At 78.7% G+C, this 16,946-nt stretch carries 8 protein-coding genes; all 8 read right to left on the bottom strand.

Features of this window, described 5'->3' with window-relative positions; all coding sequences use genetic code 11:
• Position 1: 1 nt before the first annotated feature.
• The 8 genes from O7633_RS32705 to O7633_RS32670 all read right to left on the bottom strand — a co-directional run bounded on the left by O7633_RS32705 (position 2) and on the right by O7633_RS32670 (position 16,931).
• Entirely contained in the window at positions 2 to 1,906 is a 1,905-nt protein-coding gene (locus O7633_RS32705) for a hypothetical protein (RefSeq protein ID WP_282325173.1), read from the bottom strand.
• Positions 1,903 to 5,586: a DUF5682 family protein gene (locus O7633_RS32700; RefSeq protein ID WP_278134220.1), complete on the bottom strand. Its 3,684-nt coding sequence runs from the start codon at positions 5,584 to 5,586 to the stop codon at positions 1,903 to 1,905. The genes O7633_RS32705 and O7633_RS32700 overlap by 4 nt, the downstream gene beginning before the upstream one ends.
• A complete protein-coding gene (locus O7633_RS32695; RefSeq protein WP_278134218.1) occupies positions 5,583 to 6,776 on the bottom strand; it encodes an AAA family ATPase in 1,194 nt (397 codons plus the stop codon). Before O7633_RS32695 ends, O7633_RS32700 begins: the two co-directional genes overlap by 4 nt.
• An 81-nt stretch (positions 6,777 to 6,857) precedes the next feature.
• A complete protein-coding gene (locus tag O7633_RS32690; protein ID WP_282325172.1) occupies positions 6,858 to 11,816 on the bottom strand; it encodes a hypothetical protein in 4,959 nt (1,652 codons plus the stop codon).
• Positions 11,813 to 12,655, bottom strand: a complete 843-nt coding sequence (locus tag O7633_RS32685; protein ID WP_282325171.1) for a DUF4132 domain-containing protein — start codon at positions 12,653 to 12,655, stop codon at positions 11,813 to 11,815. The genes O7633_RS32690 and O7633_RS32685 overlap by 4 nt, the downstream gene beginning before the upstream one ends.
• A gap of 123 nt (positions 12,656 to 12,778) precedes the next feature.
• Complete coding sequence (locus tag O7633_RS32680; protein WP_278136397.1) at positions 12,779 to 14,914, bottom strand: peptidase domain-containing ABC transporter; 2,136 nt, start codon at positions 14,912 to 14,914, stop codon at positions 12,779 to 12,781.
• 14 nt (positions 14,915 to 14,928) lie between these two features.
• Entirely contained in the window at positions 14,929 to 15,921 is a 993-nt protein-coding gene (locus O7633_RS32675; RefSeq protein WP_278134213.1) for a TIGR04500 family putative peptide maturation system protein, read from the bottom strand.
• Complete coding sequence (locus O7633_RS32670) at positions 15,918 to 16,931, bottom strand: MvdC/MvdD family ATP grasp protein (protein WP_278134212.1); 1,014 nt, start codon at positions 16,929 to 16,931, stop codon at positions 15,918 to 15,920. The genes O7633_RS32675 and O7633_RS32670 overlap by 4 nt, the downstream gene beginning before the upstream one ends.
• Between the last annotated feature and the right edge of the window lie 15 nt (positions 16,932 to 16,946).

Genomic DNA, 16,946 nt, shown 5'->3' with positions numbered 1-16,946 from the left:
ATCAGCAGATCGCCGGGGCCACCCAGGAGGACCGGATCAGCTCCCGCTCGGTGGCCGCGAGGTGGGCGGTCGCGGCCAGCCAGGCCCAGGCGTACCGGTCCGGGTCGGGGTCGGTGAGCCGGCCGAACGCGTCCCGGCCGCGCCGGTCCGACTCCGCCACCAGCGCCGAGGCCACCGCGGCGGCGGTGGTGAAGCCGGCCCGACGCAGCGGCGCCGTCAGCGAGGCCGCCTCGTCGCGGGCCGCCTCGGCCACCGCCCGGCGGCCACCGGAGACGGCCAGCTCCACCAGCCGACGCACCCGCCACAGCGGGGACTCCGCGACCGTGTCGACGGCCGACGCCGGTTGCGCCGGGCCGGCCTCCGCGCGGGGCGGCAGGTGCGCGCCCTGGAGCTGGTCGTAGCCCAGGTCCGCCCGGCCGCGCCACTCGGGCGGCAGCCGCAGGGTCTCGGTGGCACCCGGCACCGCGCCGACCGCGAGCGGGCGCAGCGTGCCGGCCCGGTCGGGGTCCAGCCGGCCGACCACCCGGATCCGCAGGCCCGGCCAGGACGCCAGCCGCCGCAGGTTGGCCACGTGCGCCAGCACGGGGTGCGGGTCGGCCGGCACCAGCCGGATCACCGGACCGTCCGGCACCGGGGCCCGGTCCGGCCCCGCGCCGGGGGCCAGCTCGCGGGCCAGCACCTGGTCGCCTACCGCGCCGACCACCACCAGGTCGGCGCCGAGCAGCGCCGTGCCGGCCCGGCCCGGATCGGCCGGGTCGTCGGCGGCGAGCTGCCCGGACACCACGTCCGCCAGCGGCCGGGCGAACAGCTCCGCCAGCGGCCCGGTGGACCAGTCGGCCCCGGCGACCGGGGTGGACCGGACCCCCGCGCCGGCGCCGAGCCGGCCGTCCGGGGAGACCGTGGTGCCGGTGATCCGCAGGCCACCCCGGGCCAGCGCCGCGTGGTCGACCGAGGCCGCGCCCATCTCCGTGACCGCGTGGGCGCAGTCCCTGGCGCGGTTCGGGCCGCCCGGCTTCACGTCGGCGAACGAGAGCCGGCGACCGTCGGCGGCGACCAGGTGGGTGACCACGCCGGCGTACCCGGTCGCGCTGATCACCGGTTCCCGGCAGATGCCGTGCACCTCCAGCGTGCCGTCCGGCTGGTAGGCCCGCCGGAGCACGCCGACCAGCGCCGGATCGGGATCGCCGGCGGCGAGCCGACCGGACGCGTACAACAGGTCGTGCAGCACCTCGACCAGGTCGGCGAGCCGGTGGCCGGTCTGCCGGGACCGCTGCGCGCGCAGGCCGCGCACCAGGCGCAGCGCGGCCGCCTCGGCGCGCGGCAGGGCCGCCAGGCGGGCGCCGTGCGCGGCGCGCAACAGGTCGGCCTGGCCGACCGCGCCGGCGGCCGGGACCCCGGAGGCGAGCACCGCGGCGGCGGCCCGCCACAGGGCCCCGGCGGCGGCCCGCTGCGCCTTCGTCGGCGGGCCGCCGGCGGCGGCCGGGCCGGTCGCGCCCACCCGCCCGGTTCCGGCAGCCCGCCCGGCGGGGCGGCCGACGCCGTCCGGGGTGGACGGCGCGGCGGGCGCCGGATCGGGGTGGCTGGCCGGGTCGGCCACCGGGCAGGCGGCCAGGACCGCCGCGAGGTGCAGGCAGCGCGGGGCCAGCAGGCAGGCGCACCGGGCCTGGTCCGGGCCGGTGACCGCGCCGTCCGGCCCGGGCCGCAGGACGACCAGGGCCTCCGGCCCGCAGTCGACCGACACGCCGCCGTCGACCCGGCCCACGGGCACCGCGGCCAGCCGTTCGACGGTGGCATCCAGCCGGCGGCGCAGCCGCGACGGCAGGGCCGCCACCGCCGCGGCGGCGACCGCCGGCGACACCGGCGGCAACCGGTCCGCGGCCACAGCGGTGGGGGTACGGTTCGTCAACGTGATCCTCCCCGGACACGGTCGCCCACCCAGCGGGCGAGTTCGAGCGGGCTGAGCGCGGCGACCGGCATCCCGGCCGCGACGAGCTGCTCGGCGACCGGCACCGAGTAGCAGGGCGCCCCCCGGTCGTTGAGCGCGGCGCAGCCCAGCAGGTGCACGCCGGCCGACGCCAGGGACCGGACCTCGCCGAGCAGCCCGGCCAGCGGGTAGCCCTCCTCGAAGTCGCTGACCACGGCGACGATGGTGCGGCTCGGCACGGTCACCAACGAGCGGGCGTGGGCCAGCCCGGCGGCGATGTGCGTGCCGCCGCCGACGCGCACCTCCAGCAGCAGCGACAGCGGGTCGTCGACCCGGTCGGTCAGGTCGACCACCTCGGTGGAGAAGGCGAGGAAGTGGGTGGACAGGGTGGGCACCCCGGCCAGCACGGCGGCGGTCAGCGCCGACCACACCACCGACGCCTCCATCGAGCCGGACACGTCGACCACCAGCACCAGCCGCCAGTCGGCCTCCCGGCGGGTGCGGGTGTGGAACACCGGGCGCTGCGGCACGACGACCGTCCGGCCGTCGCCGAGCCGCCGGGTGTGCGCCAGGTTCGCCCGCAGCGTACGGGCGAGGTTGATCCGCCCGCCGGGGCGGCGGGTCGGGCGCGGGCTGGACAGCCCGGTCAACGCCGGCCGCGCCTGGTTGGCCAGCCGCGCGGTCAGCTCCTCGACCAGCCGCCGCACCAGGGGCCGCAGCGCGGCCAGCTTCGCCTCGGGCAGGCCGCCGGCCAGCGACAGCACCGAGGCCAGCAGCTCCACCGACGGGCGCACCGAGGCCGGGTCGAGCTCGCTGAGCACGTCGGTGCGGCCGCTCTCGGCGGCCCGGGCGATGACCTCCTCCCGCACCGTCGTGCCGAACAGCGCCTCCAGCTCGTCGGCCCACTCGCGGGCCGTCGGGAAGGCGGCCTCCTGCCCACCGCCGGCCGACGGGCCGAGGTCGATGCCGCCCTCGCCGCGCCCCGCCCCGTACAACTCGTCGAGGGCGCGGGCGTAGCGGCGGGCGTCGGCCGGCAGCCGGTCGGGTTGCCGGCCGAGCAGCAGCCGCCACCGGTCGGTCGGGGCGAGCCCGCCGCCCGGCGCGTGCGCCGCCCGGTCGCCGCCGTCGACGGGGGCGTCGACGGCCCCGGTGTCGGGGCCGGGGATCGGCAGGGCGCGGGCGAGCAGCACGGCCCGGCCGGCCGCGTCGGCGGCGGCCCACCGGGCCAGCAGCTCGGGCGGGGCGGACAGGGACAGGTCGAGCCGGTCGCCCAGCCGTTCGGCGACGGTGTCCAGCAGCCGCTCCCGGGCCGCCGGGGTGAGCGCGTCGAACCCGCCCCGCAGCGCGGGCAGCCGGTCCAGGAACTCGGCATCGGTGAGCCGTTCGACCCGGTCCAGCAGCGGGTCCAGCGCGGCGGGCGCGGACTGCAGCAGCGGGTGCGCGGCGGTGAGCAGGCCGCCGAGCAGCCGGTGCAGGTGCCGGCGGGTGTCCGGCCCGGTGGCCGCGTCGATCCAGCCGGCCACCCGGGTGCCGAGGGTCGCCAGGTCGGTCAGGTCGAGCAGCACCCGGGCGGCCAGGGCGGCGCCCTGCATCAGCGCCGAGCCCGACCGGGTCAGGTCGTCGAGGGCGGCGTCCAGGCGCAGGCCGATCCGGTCCTGTCCGGCCCGGATCGCGAGGTCGACCAGGGCGGCGGCGTCGTCCGCCGCGTCGCTGCCGGCCAGGCCGGGCAGCCCGCGCACCGCCGCGTCCAGCAGCACGACGGCCAGCTCGGCCGCCTGCTCCCGGCTCTCGGCGGTGGTGCCCGGCAGGTGCTGCCGGCGCAGCGCCTCCAACAGGTCCAGCGCGGCCAGCAGCTCGGGCAGCGTGCCGGTGGCGGGCAGCACGGCGGCGGCCAGGTCGAGCCGGTCGGCGACCAGCTCGGGCAGGTCGCAGCGGGCGGCGTCGCGGAGCCCGGCGAGGAGCTGCGCGGCGGTGGGCCCGCCGTCGGCGACCTCGCGGCGGAAGCGTTCCCGCAGCGTGCCGGTCGCGGCCAGCGCCGCGGTGACCCCGCGCACGCCGACCAGGTCCAGGCGGGCCGCCACGGACGGGGTCCAGGCGAGCTGCCAGCGGGTGGTCAGGGCGGCCCCGTCGCCGGTGCCGGTCACCGCGACGGGCTCGCCGTAGCCGACGCCGCAGACATGCAGGCGGTGCAGCAGGACCTCCCGCCGCCGGTCCAGGTCCGTACGCAGCGGGTCCAGGCGGACCTCGCGGGCCTTCGGGCTGTCGGGGTGGGGCAGGCGCAGCGCGGCCAGCGCCGCCTCGACCGCCGGGCCGAGCCCGGAGCGGGGCGTGCCGGGGGCCGTCCGGCCCCGGTCCGCGCCGACCAGCACGGTCTCCAGCGCGCGGGCCAGGGCACGGCCCCGGCCGAGCAGCTCGCCCTGGCCGAGCACGGTGGTGACCGCCTCCAGCACCTCGCCCCGGCCGGGGGCGGGCAGGCCGCGCAGCCGGGCCAGGTCGTCGGCCAGCCGGACCGCCTCGGCGGCCTCGCCGGTGCCGGCGGTGTGCCCGGCGGCGCGCAGCTCGCGGCACACGTCGGTGACGGCCCGGGCGGCGGCGGCCCGGATCCGGTCCGGGTCACCGGCGGCGGCGAGGACCGCCTGCTGCCAGCGTGGGTCGCGGATCCCGGCCGGGTAGCCCGACCGGGAGTCGAGCAGATCGAACGCGTAGGGCACCAGCGAGGTGGCGACCGCGTCGCCGCCGGGCGCGGCGCCCGGCCGGTCGGCCGCCCCGCCCAGCGGGCCGGCGGTGTCCGGGCCGGCGTGACCGGCGGGGTCGGCGTGACCGGCGGCGTCGGGCGCGGCGGCGAGCAGCAGGGCCGGAGCGTGGAAGGCGCCGACGACGGCGGCGACCCGCCGGCCGTCCGCGCCCGCGTCGGCCAGCACCCGGCGCATGTGCGCCTCGCGGGCCAGGTCCCGCGCCGGCACACCCTCGTCGCCGGCGCTGTCGGCGCGCATCGCCCAGCCCACCCCGAGGGCGGCCCGGCGCACGGCCTCCGGCGGGCAGCCCGGGGCGCGTACCTCGACCACCCGGTCCCACATGTCGTCGCCGTCGCGGCCGGTGCCGCTCGCGCCGAGCCCGGCGGCGTAGCGCGCCGGGCGGGGGCCGGGCACGCCCGGGTCCGCGTCGGCACCGTCGTCGGCCGTCGGGGCCGCGCCGGCGCCCGCCCCCGTCGCCGTCCAGCCGGGATCGGCCAGCGGCAGGTCGCAGCAGATCACCTCGACGCCGCGCTGCCGGGCCCAGCGGATCGCCGCCAGCTCCGGCGAGAAGTCGGCGAACGGGTAGAAGCCCAGCGGCCCGTCCGCGCCGTGGCTGCCGACCACGGCCAGCGGGGCCCGGGCGGCCGGGTCGGACAGGTACGGCAGCCAGTGCTGGAAGTCCGCCGGCAGCTCGACGGCGACCACCTCGGCCCCGGCGGCGTCCAGCAGGGCGGGGACCACCGACGCCAGGGCGGGGCTGTGGTGCCGCACCCCGATCAGGTAGGGCCGCGCCGAACCGGCGAGCGCGTCGACCACCGCGCGCGGGTCGTCGGCCGGCGGGCCGACCGGTGCCGGGCCGACGCCCGGCGGGTCGGTCACGGCCGGTGCGCCGGTCGGGCCGGCGGCTTCGCGGGACGCCGCCGTCACCGCAGGCTCGCCCGCAGGTCCCAGAGCCGACGCCACATCGCCGAGCCGTCCTCGGCGCGGCGGCGGACCGGGCCGTCCCAGTAGCCCAGCAGCCGGGCGTGGTCGTTCTCGTCGTCCTTGCGGACCACCCCGAGCAGGTGCCCCGGGACCAGGTCGAGCGGGTCACCGCCGGGCAGGTACGCGGCGGCCAGCCCGAGCGACGCCGCCACCTGAACCGCCTCGGCGGTGGACATCACGGTGCCGGGCCGCTCCACGTCCCAGCCCTCGCCCGACCGGCCGGTACGCAGGTCCCGGAACACCGTGATCAGGGCGTCGAGCACCGCGTCGTCCACCGTGTACGCGGCACCGGCGCGCTCCACGGCGGCGGTGGCCTGCCGGCGGACCAGGTCGGTCTCGGTGCCCGCGTCGGCGATCGGGTGGACCGTCTCGAAGTTGAACCGGCGCTTGAGGGCCGAGGACATCTCCGACACGCCCCGGTCGCGCAGGTTGGCGGTGGCGATCACGGTGAACCCGGGCGTCGCGCGGATCAGGCCGTCGCCGGTGCCGGACAGCTCCGGCACGTTCATCCGCCGGTCGGACAGGATGGACACCAGGGCGTCCTGCACCTCGGGCAGGCAGCGGGTGACCTCCTCGATCCGGGCCACCCGGCCGGTGCGCATCGCGGTCAGCACCGGCGAGTCGACCAGGGCCTGCGGGGTGGGGCCCTGGGCGAGCAGCAGCGCGTAGTTCCAGCCGTACCGGAAGGCGTCCTCGGTGGTGCCGGCGGTGCCCTGCACGGTCAGCGCGCTGGTGCCGCAGATGGCGGCGGCCAGCAGCTCCGAGAGCATCGACTTGGCGGTGCCGGGCTCGCCGACGAGCAGCAGGCCCCGCTCGCCGGCCAGGGTGACCACGCACCGCTCGACCAGGCTGCGTTCGCCGACGAACTTCGGCGCGATGGTCATGCTGGCCGGCAGGTCGACGCCGCCGGGGCGGCCGCGCCGGTCGGCCGGCAGCGACAGCGCCTCGCCGTCGCTGCCCCGGATGAAGGTGACCACGGCGCGCGGGGTCAGCGCCCAGCCCGGCGGCCGGGCCCCGTCGTCGTGGGCGGCCAGGAAGGCCAGCTCGTCGGCGTACCGCTGCTCGGCGGAGAGCACCTGGGCGGCGGCGTTGTCCGGTGCCGCGGTGGGGCGGACGTGTTCCGTCACGGTCACGGGTTTCCTCGATCTCTCACTGGTGTCGGACGGGTGGGCGGGTCGGTGGCGGGACCGGCGGCCCCGCCACCGACGCGGGGATCAGCGCGGGGCGCGGGAGGCCGGGGCGTCGAGGCGGGGCGGGTCGCCGTCGCGCACCCGCCGCCAGGCCCGTCGGTAGAGGTCGGCGACCGGCTCGCCGGGCACGGTGACGCCGAGCGCGGCCGTGCCGTCGGGGGCCAGGTCGAACAGGCTGGCCTTCCAGCCCTCGATCGGGGCCTGCCCGCCGCCGCGGGCCAGCCACGGGCCGGGCAGGAACAGCGACCGGCCGGCCCGGGGCCGGCTGGCCGCGACGACCAGGTCGGTGCCGGCCAGCTCGGCGCGGGCGGCCTTGAGCCGGGCCGGCTTCCAGCCGGTCCACGTCGCCGTGTCGCGGTCGGTCGGGTCCGGCATGGCCAGCAGCATCAGGTACACCGCCGCCGCGTCGACGCCCAGGCCGTGCGCCGCGGCCACCTCGGCGACGAGATCGGGCACGGACCGGGTCGGGTCCTGCGGCCACCACGTCCCGTCGGCGGCCCGCTCGCCGCCGGCCGGGTCGCCGGGGTCGGCGAGCAGCGCCGCGAACCGCGGGTCGCGGACCAGCCGCAGGGCCACCTCCATCGGGTACGGCCGGGCGGCGTCGTGGCGCAGCGCCGGCAGGTACGGGTCCGTCCCGTCGGCGTCGAGCAGGTCCGGCCGCAGCGCGGGCGAGGGCTGGTCGTCGTGGGTGGCCAGCACGATCGCGCCGTAGCGTTCCCAACCCGGCCCGGTCTCCGACGGGGTGCCCGCCACCTGGCGGAAGGCGGGCAGGGAGACGTACCGGTCGAGGTCGAGCAGCAGCTCGGGGTTGGCCAGCCGGTCCCGGATCGCGGCGAGGGCGGCCGGCAACGCGGCCCGGCACGGGTCGCCGGCCGGCGTGTGGTGGGCGACCCAGGCGGCCAGGGCGACCGTCGAGGTCAGCACCGCGCCGGTGAAGCCGGCGGCCCGCTCGTCGACCGGCCGGGCCCGGTCGCCACTGATCCGGAAGGCCAGGTCGGTGCCCAGCTCGACCGAACGGGCCGGGTCGAGCAGAGCCGGCAAGGCCCGGGCGGGGCTCCAGGCGGCGCGGACCGCCCGCACCGCTGCGGCGAGCAGCTGCTCGGGCACCACGACCCGGCGGCCGAGGGCCGCGGTCCAGACCTCCGCCGCCGCGTCGACGTCCGGCCCGTCGGTCCACAGCCGGGCCGGATCGGCGGGCAGCAGGGCCGCGACCACGGCCCGGCGCAGCTGCGCGCCGGCCTCGCTGAGCACGCCGAAGGCCAGCTTGACCTCGCCGACCTGCCGGATGCCGAGCGCCCGGCGGGTCTCGACCGGCACGGGGGTCGCCGAGTCCACGTGCGGCAGCCCGGCCAGCACCAGCTTCGCTGCGGTGGGGGTGACGCCGGTCAGCTCGGCGAACCGCTCGGCTGCCTCCGGCCGCCACGGCAGCGGGCCGCGCGCGGCCCACTCGGTGCGGAAGCGGGCCAGCCAGCCGGCCGGCCGGTCGTCGCCGACCGACGCCGAGGAGTCCACCGTGTACGGCTCGGGCACGGCGAACACGCCGGCCGGGTCGTGGTGCAGCGCGTCGAGGTGGTAGCCGGTGTGGGTGCCGCTGGCGGTGAGGACGGCGAGGAACGCCCCGTCGGGCAGCGGCAGGATGCCCGGCCGGGGGCGGCGGCGGTTGCCCTGCGCGTCGAGCAGGTCGTCGTCGAGCAGGTGCAGCCGCAGCCGCCGCCACCGGGCGGGCTCGGCGGCGGTGGCCAGGTCGAGCCGGTCGAGTTCCGTGAGCAGGGCGGCCAGGTCCTCCCGCTGCTCGTCGGGGGTGACCGCCGCGACGGCCCGGTAGGCGACGGCCGCGACGCCGTCGAGCATCGTCCACCAGTACAGCGCACCGGGCAGCGCCGGCCCGTCGATGTGCAGCCGCACGGCGGGGTCGACGCCGCCGGTCGCGGAGCGTTGGGCGGCCAGCGCCTGGAACTGGGTGAAGGCGTGGGCCAGGTCGGCCTCCCCGTAGGCCGTGCCCCGCAGTCCGTCCAGCGCGGCGCCGAGCCGCCGGTCGGTGGGCCCGGTGGCGGTGGTCGCCGGGGCCGACGTCGGCGCGGACAGCGCCCGGGTGAGCCGAACGGTCGCCGCGTCCAGGTCGGTGCGGACGCGGGCGGCCATCCGCAGCACCCCGGCGACCCCGGCGAGCAGCGCGTCGTGGCGGATCGCCGGCACCGCCGACCGGATCAGCGCGACCAGCGGGTCGGGGGTGGGCTCGGCCTGCCCGCCGGTGGGCGCCGGCGCGGCCGGGCCGGGGCGGCCGGCGCCCGTCCGGTTCGCCGCCGGGTCGGCCAGCTGGGCGCGCCGTTCGTCGACGGCGGCGGCGAGCAGACCGGCGACGGCGTCCCGGTCGATCCGGCGCAGGGCGGCGGAGCCGGCCGGGTCCCGGGGCAGCAGGTTGCCGAGGAACTCCGCGCCGGGCAGCGGCACCGCGCCGGGGGTGTAGTGCCGGCCGGTCTCCCCGGCCACGGCCGACGCGACCCCGTCCGGGCCGAGCAGGGCGAGGTTGCCGAGCACGGCGCGGGGCCGGTCGTCGCCGGGCAGCACCAGCGCGGCGACCGGCTCCTGTCCCGCCGGCACGGTGACGGCGCGGCCGGCCAGGTCCTCGCCGCGCACGGAGCCGTCGGGCCGGGTGACGACCCGCCAGCCGAGCAGGCCGTCCACCGGCGCGGCGGCCGGGGTGGCCTGCGGCGACAGGGCGGGCCGCAGCCAGCTCGCCCGCTCCGTGAGGTGCTCCCCGGCGGGCAGGTCGGCCAGGAACCGGGGCAGGCTGCGCCGGCCGTGGGCGTCGCCGGCCGGGTCGTACTCGCGCCAGCCGCGGTCGCCGTCGTCGTCGGTGCGGTAGACCCAGTGGGCGGTGCCGTCGGTGATGACCGGCACCTCGTCGGGGACGGCGGTGTCCCCGGCGTGCAGCACGCCGCCGCCGGTGGTGCGCCCGCCGCCGGGCAGGGGCAGGGTGATCGTGTTGCGCCGCGGCTGGCTGCCGCGGGTGCGGCCCTGGAGGGGCTGCGGCTCGTCGGGGGCGGTGTGCCAGTAGCCGCGCAGGTTGTAGTCGAGCTCCTGGGAGCGCCAGTAGACCAGCAGGCGGCCGTCGACGTAGTGGTAGCCGGGCTCGCCCCACTTGTCGCCGGCGGGGATGCGCAGGTCGTGGCGGAGCACGATGCCCTCGGCGCCGACGACGCGGACGGTGGTGGGGCTGCCGAGGATCACGTAGGGCCAGGCCTCCTGGCAGGTCGTCTCGATCCGGTGGTCGCCGCCGGTCACCTCCTGCCAGGCCGTCTCCCACTCCGGCCAGCCCAGCTCGTCGAAGATGCCGCCGCGCAGGCTGGCGGCGACCTGCTCGGCGAGGTCGGTGCCGAGCGCCCGCCCGAGGGCGCCCTGGCCGGCGGCGGGCCCGTCGGCGTCGTCGGTGACCAGCCGGAGCGCCTCGACCGGGAGCCCGCCCAGCCAGCTCACCGAATCCCGCAGGTACGGCAGCCCGGCGGCGAACCGGTCGCGGACGCGACCCCGCAGCCAGTCGGCCAGCAGCGGCCGCAGGCCCGGCGTGCCGGCCAGCCGGCGCAGCGTCTCCGACTCGTTGTCGAGCCGGGCCAGCCCACGGCGCAGGGGCTCGGTGAACCGGTCGTCGCCGGCCAGCGCGCGCAGGTCCCGTTCTCCCCCGGCCTTGGCCCACTGCGCCAGGTCCAGGGTCTCGCGCTGCCGCGGCTCGGCGACCGGCAGGTCGAGGGCGAGCAGCAGGTCGAGCAGGTCGAGGTCCTCGCCGATGGGGAGGGTCTCGCCGCGCTCGGCCAGCTCGGCGCGCAACCGGTCGGCCATCCGTTCGACCAGCGGATAGAGCGCCGGAAGCCGAAGGGGGCGGTAGCCGGAGGTGGCCCGGTCGAGGAAGCGGCGCAGCCAGCCGGCGACGCCGTCGCGGGGGCGGGCCGCGTCCGGCGCGTCGGGGTCGCAGAGCCCGGCGAGGGCGCCGGTCTCGGTCAGCAGGACCAGCCAGGACGGCAGGTCGTCCCGGTCGGTGGGCATCAGGTCGAGCAGGCTGCCACGCACCGCCGGGTCCCGGCCGGCCAGCGCCGCGAGCGCCGGCAGGTGCGCCCGCCACCAGCCGGCCGGCGCGTCGGCGACGGTGGGCAGTCGGAGCAGCTCGCCCAGGTAGGCGGCCACCCGGTCGGCGGCGTCGGCGTCGGCCTTGCCGGCGGCCCGGGCCAGCCGGTTGACCGCGGTGGCCGACTGGGTGGACGGCGCCACACCGGCGGTGGCGGCCCGCAGCGCCAGCCGGCAGAACCGGTCCAGGGCCTCGCCGGGCGGCAGCTGGGCGGACAGCTCCCGCGCGTAGCCGGCCAGCGCGGCGCCGGACACCACCTTGGCGGCCGCGAACTCCAGGTAGACCTCGTCGAGCCGGTGCAGGTCGATCGGCAGGCCGTGCTGGGCCTCCGCCCGCCGCGCCTTGTTGAACAGTTGCGTCGCGTAGGTGTCCTGCCCGGCGGCCAGGAACACCCGCGCCGCCTGCTCGAAGAAGGTCGGCAGCACGTGCGGCAGCGTGCGGGCGAAGCGCTCGGCGACGGCCAGGTGCCCGTCCAGGGCGGCCTTGGGCCGGGACCGGGCCTGCCGGGCGAGCTTGCGCAGCTCGGGCACCACCGCCAGGACGTGCCGGCCGTCGGCCGGGTGGTGGACCAGCACCCACTCGGGGAAGGCCAGCGGACGGCGGGGGCCGAGCCCGACGACGGCCGGCTCGGCGGCCGGGGTGAGACCGAGGAAGGCGAGCGCGGCGTCCTCGCCCTCGCCGAGGGCGGCGTCGACCAGCCGTACCACCGGCCGGTCGTCGAGGACCGGGTGCCGGTAGCTGCGGGCGGTCAGCGGCACCGCGTCGCCGGCCCCGGCGGTGCCGGCCGGCAGCACCGCCCCGGCGGCCAGCAGGCTCTCCGCCGACGGCGGGGCAGCTGCGGTGCTGGTGGTGGTCGCGGTCATGCCGTCCTCCCCGTGGTGGTCGCGGCCCCGGACAGGGCCGTGGCCATGCGCATTCCCTCCGACCAGGCGACCGGCCCGACCTCGGCCAGCCGCAGGGTCGGCCCGTCCACGACCGTCCAGGAGAGGCTGCCCAGGGTCGCCTCGGAGTCCCAGTAGTCCTCGTCGAAGCCCAGGGCGGCCTCGACCGTGCGGCCGTCCTCCCAGACGCGACACCTGGCCTGGGAGCCGGAGACCCGGAAGCCGAACGTGGCGGCGCGGACGGCCAACCGGTTGGGCACCTTCGTGCCCCGGAAGTCGGTGACGGCGGTGTCCCGGTCGGCGAGGGTCGCGGGCCGGGCGAAGGTGCCCCGGTGCAACTGCTCGACGCGCTGGGCGATGTCGAGTTCGTCGGCGAACTCGCGCAGGTCGGCCAGGGCGGGCAGGTGCGCCGGGTGGGGCAGCCGCGCGCTGGTCGGCGAGAGCCGGACGGTCTCCCCGTCGAGGTCGACCATCCGCAGGTCGCCGCCGTCGGTGACGTCGCGCAGGAAGCCCGGCGCGGCGGGGTCGTCGCCGAGCACCACGAGGTCGCGCAGCGCGTCGCGCCAGGCCGGGTCCGGCCAGACCCGGGCCAGCAGCGCGGTCGGCACCGGCAGCGAGGACACCACCCAGGCGTCGACCCGGGCCAGGCACTCGGCGGCGTGCCGGTCGAGCCACTGGGCGAGCTGCCGCAGCCGGTCCACCTCCGGGTCGTCCCGCAGCGCCTTGGGGAAGGTCTTGAGTGGACGCCCGGTGGCCCGCGGGCCGGCCGACCGGGCCGCCACCTTTCCGTCGACGAGGGAGATCTCGTGCGAGTCTCCCACCGCTAGCCAGCCCATCAGGAATACCCTCCGTAATGGCGAAATCACCAGATTCCCCAAGGAATCCGCCATGATCGACGACGTCCGGAGGCTAACAGTAGCGACCGACAAGATCGCTGGGGTCGGTCAGGGAGCGGTGCCGGACCAGGCCCGGGTGGCGTCGGGTGCGCCGGCCAGCCGGGCGAACGGCCCGCCGCCGGCCAGCAGGGCCGCCGGCGGCCCGCACTCCACCAGCCGGCCCCCGTCGAGGACCAGCACCAGGTCGGCGTCGGCGACCGTGGAGAGCCGGTGCGCGATGACCACCCGGGTCATCGGCAGCGCGCGCAGGCCGGCCTCGACCGCCGCCTCGGTCACCGTGTCCAACGCGCTCGTCGCCTCGTCCAGGATCAGCAGGGCGGGTTCGGCCAGGAGGGCCCGGGCGAGCGCGACCCGCTGCCGTTGCCCGCCGGACAGGCCGGCCCCGCCGTCGCCGAGGCGAGTCTGCAACCCCATGGGCAGGGCCGCCACGTCGTCGTGCAGGGCGGCCAGCCGGATCGCGCGGGCGATCGCCGCGTCGGAGGCGTCGGGCCGGGACAGGGTGAGCGCCTCGCGCAGCGTGCCCGCGCCGACGTACGTCTCCTGCAGCACCACGCCGATCTGCCGGCGCACCGAGGCCAGCTCCAGCGTGGCCAGGTCGACGCCGTCGAACCGGATCTGCCCCTGTGTCGGCGCGTACAGCCCGGTCAGCAGGCCGACCAGGGTGCTCTTGCCGCTGCCGGAGCCGCCGACCACCGCGACCTTCTCCCCCGGCCGGAACACGGCGGTCACCTCCCGCAGCGCCCAGGGGGAGCGCCGGTCGTACCGGAAGCCCACCCCGGTGAGGGTGACCAGGCCGGTCAGCGCGGGCGCGGGCCGCCCCGGCGCGGGCTGTTCGACGGGGGCCTGCGCGATGTCGGCCAGCCGGTCCACCGTCGGCGTCAGCAGCGTGAACGACGGCAGCCGCTGGGCCAGCGCCACCGCCGGGGTGACCGCGGCGACCGCGAGCGCGGCCAACCCGGCCGCCCGCCCCGGCGAGTCGGCCAGCCGGGCCGCCACCAGGAGCATGAGCACCGGGCTGGCCACCGACCAGGCGGCGAGCAGCGCCTCCCCGGCCGCCGACAGCCGGGCCAGCCGGTACGCCGCGTCGACGCCCCGGTCGAACGACTCCTGCCACCGTCGCAGCACCCGCCGCTGCGCACCGGCGACCCGGATCGCCGCCATGCCCTGCAACGCGTCCGACAGCCGGGCCGCCTCCTCGCCGGAGGCCAGCAGCTCCTCCCGTTGCAGGGCCCCGGCGCGGCTGCCGATCCACGCCGCCGTGCCGACCTGCGCGGCGATGACGACGGCGGCCACCAGGCCCAGCAGCGGCGCCAGCACGGCCACCACGGTCAGGTAGCCGACGACCAGCAGCCCGTCGAGCGCCGTGGCCACCAGCGACGATGCCAGGAGGTCCCGCACGGCGGCCACCGCGCGCACCCGGTCGATCAGGTCGCCGGCCGAGCGGCGCTGGAAGTACCGGTAGACCACCTCGAACAGCCGGCCCACCGTGTCGGTGCCGAGCCGGCTGCCGATGCGGCGTTGCAGCGCGGTGACGGCCAGCCCCCGCGCCAGCGACAGCGTCCCGGTGACCGCCGCCAGCACGGCGACGGCGGCGAGCCACGACGCCCGCGGGGGCGTCGTGGCGTCGATGATGGCGGCCGTCGCCCACGGCACGGCCAGCCCGGCCACGGTGATCAGCAGCGACGCCGCCGCGAGCACGGCAAGCAGCCCGGTGTGCCGGCGGAGCACCGGCGCGAGCAGTTCACGCACCGGCCCGGGGGTGGGGGTGGCCGGCGGCGCGGGGCCGGCGGGCTCGGCCAGCAGCACCACCCCGGTCGAGCCGGCGCAGAACTGGGCGGGCGTCAGCCGCCGCCGCCCGACGGCCGGATCGACGACGTCGACGCCGCGCCGGCCGACGCCTTCCACCACCACGTAGTGGTCGCCGTTCCAGTGCGCCACCAGGGGCAGCGGCAGGTCCCGCAGCCGCGTCGCGTCCTGCCGCAGGGCCGGCAGCGCGATCGCCCGGCAGCGCAGCCCGAACTCCTGCGCCGCGTCCCGCAGGTCGCGCAGGCTCAGCCCGTCGCGGCCGACGTCGAGGTGGGCCCGCAGCCTCGCCACGGGCACCGCCCGGCCCGACGCCGCCAGCAGCATGGCCAGCGCGCTGGGGCCGCAGTCGGTGGCGGCGACCTGGAGCACCACAGGCACCCGCCGCCGGCCGGTCACCGGGGTTGCGCCGTCCGCTCCCGGGGCAGCCAGAACCACTCGACGTCCGTGTCCGCCCGCCGGTCGGCCAGCCACTCGTCGAACACGGCCCGCTCGACCAGCGGCCGGGTGGCGTCGTCCAGCTCGGCGGGTTCCCGGGCCACCACGACGGCGGTCACCGGCGTGCCGGCGACGACCGTCGACACCGGCCCGGTGGCGTCGCGCACCTCCGGGGCCGCCGCGGCAGCGACGGTCCGCAGCACCCCGGCGGCCCGGCCGGCGCGCACGGCCGCGGCCACCGCCGCGAGGGCCGCCTCCGGTTCGCTGGGCGGCGGCGCGTCGGCGGCCCAGGCGACGACGAGGGTGTCGAAGTCCGAGCGGTGCCGGGCGAACCAGGCCGGCAGCCGGACGCCCACCACCCGCTCGCGCAGCCGGGCCACCGCGACCGTGTGGGCGACCAGGTCGGCGAAGTCCCCGGCGGACAGGCCCCGCTCCGCCAGCCACCGCGCGGTCGACGCCGGGTCGAGCAGGCCCTTGGCCCGGCGGTACGCGTCGGCCGCCGCCTGGAGCTCGGCGTCGGTGACCTCGACGGGGTGCAGCTCCAGCTCGGCGGCGAGCACGCCGGTGTCGACCAGCCGGGCGAGCACGTCGTGGTCGTACCAGAGGAAGTCCAGCGCGGTCAGGGCCTCCCCCACCAGCAGCGTCCGGGTGCCGATCCGGGCGAGATGGTGTTCGGAGTGCCGGATCGCCCCGCGCAGCGGCCACGGCAGCGCCGGGACCGGGCTGTACGCGACGGAGACGGTGCCGGCGGGCTCGCGCAGCAGCACGTCGAAGGAGACCGAGCCGTCGCTGCCCTCCTCGTCGCGCACGAGCGCGGGATCGGCCTGCGGCCAGCGGCTCCGCAGGGGGGCGAGCCGGTCCTGCGCGTCGCGCAGGCTGGCGCGGGCGTGGGTCAGCTCCCGCACCAGGGCGAGGGCCTCGTCGAGCAGGGCCGGGTCCAGGGTGCTCACAGGGCGGCTCCGGGGGTGGACGCGGCCCGGGTGAGCAGGTCGACCACGGCCGCCGTGATGGGCAGCCCCGTCTCCTCCTCGACCCACAGGTACTGGCCGCTGGGGTTGATCTCGATGTACACGTGCCGGCCGTCGGGGGTGACGATCAGGTCCAGGGCGCCGTAGCAGAGGCCGAGGGCGCGGGTCAGCGCCACGCAGCGCGCCGCCACGTCGGCGGGCAGGTCGTACGGGCTCAGCGGGGTGTTGCGGCCGTCCTGCCGCCGCCAGTCGTGGCGGGCGTGGTTGGAGCGTTGCGAGTCGATCGCCGCGGTGAAGACCCGGTCGCCGACGACGGTCACCCGCAGCTCCACCTGCTTGGGCACGCGGGCCTGCGCGATGAACGGGCAGTGCCGTACCCCGTCGACGTGGCCGATGTCGCGGTGGGTGACCGGCTCGGTGAAGCGCATCAGCCCGTCGCCGATGTCGGTCAGGCCGACCTGCTTGGCGATCAGCCGGCCGCCGGTGTGGCCGAACAGGTCGAGCACGGCGGCCGGGTCGTTGCCGACCACGGTGGCCGGCACGTCGAAGCCGAGGCGCAGCGCGAGCTGGAGCTGGCGGACCTTCTGCTGGGCGCGCAGGACCACCGGGCGGGGCGCGGGCAGGGTCGGCACCTCGGCGAGGGTCTCCCAGACGTCGCCGACGAACTGCCGGCTCTCCTCGGCCACGTACCGCGCGTAGGGGTCGCCGAGGTGGGCGGGGGCGACGGGGTTGCCGGGACGGCGGAACCAGACGGCCGTCACCGCGTCGAGGTCGACGACCTGCCGGCCGGCGGGGTCCGCGCCGGGGCCGGACGGGTCGGGGTGGCGGACGAGGGTACGGGTCAGCCGCCCGTCGCGGACGGCCACCGACAGCGCCGCGCGGGCCGGCACGTCGGCCGGGTCGAAGCGGACCCAGTTCGCGCCGCGGCGGCGCAGCTCCACCTCGGCCGCGTCGGCGTGCACGTCGTCGGGGGCGGTCAGGATGAGGATCATGGAGGCTCCGGACGA

The organism is Micromonospora sp. WMMD712, from assembly GCF_029581295.1.
Lineage (GTDB): Bacteria > Actinomycetota > Actinomycetes > Mycobacteriales > Micromonosporaceae > Micromonospora > Micromonospora carbonacea.
This window is presented reverse-complemented; position numbering and strand designations above follow the sequence as displayed.

Coding starts and splice junctions, on each gene's coding strand:
- O7633_RS32690 (WP_282325172.1), bottom strand. CDS start 11,816: ATGACCGCGACCACCACCAGCACCGCAGCTGCCCCGCCGTCGGCGGAG.
- O7633_RS32670 (WP_278134212.1), bottom strand. CDS start 16,931: ATGATCCTCATCCTGACCGCCCCCGACGACGTGCACGCCGACGCGGCC.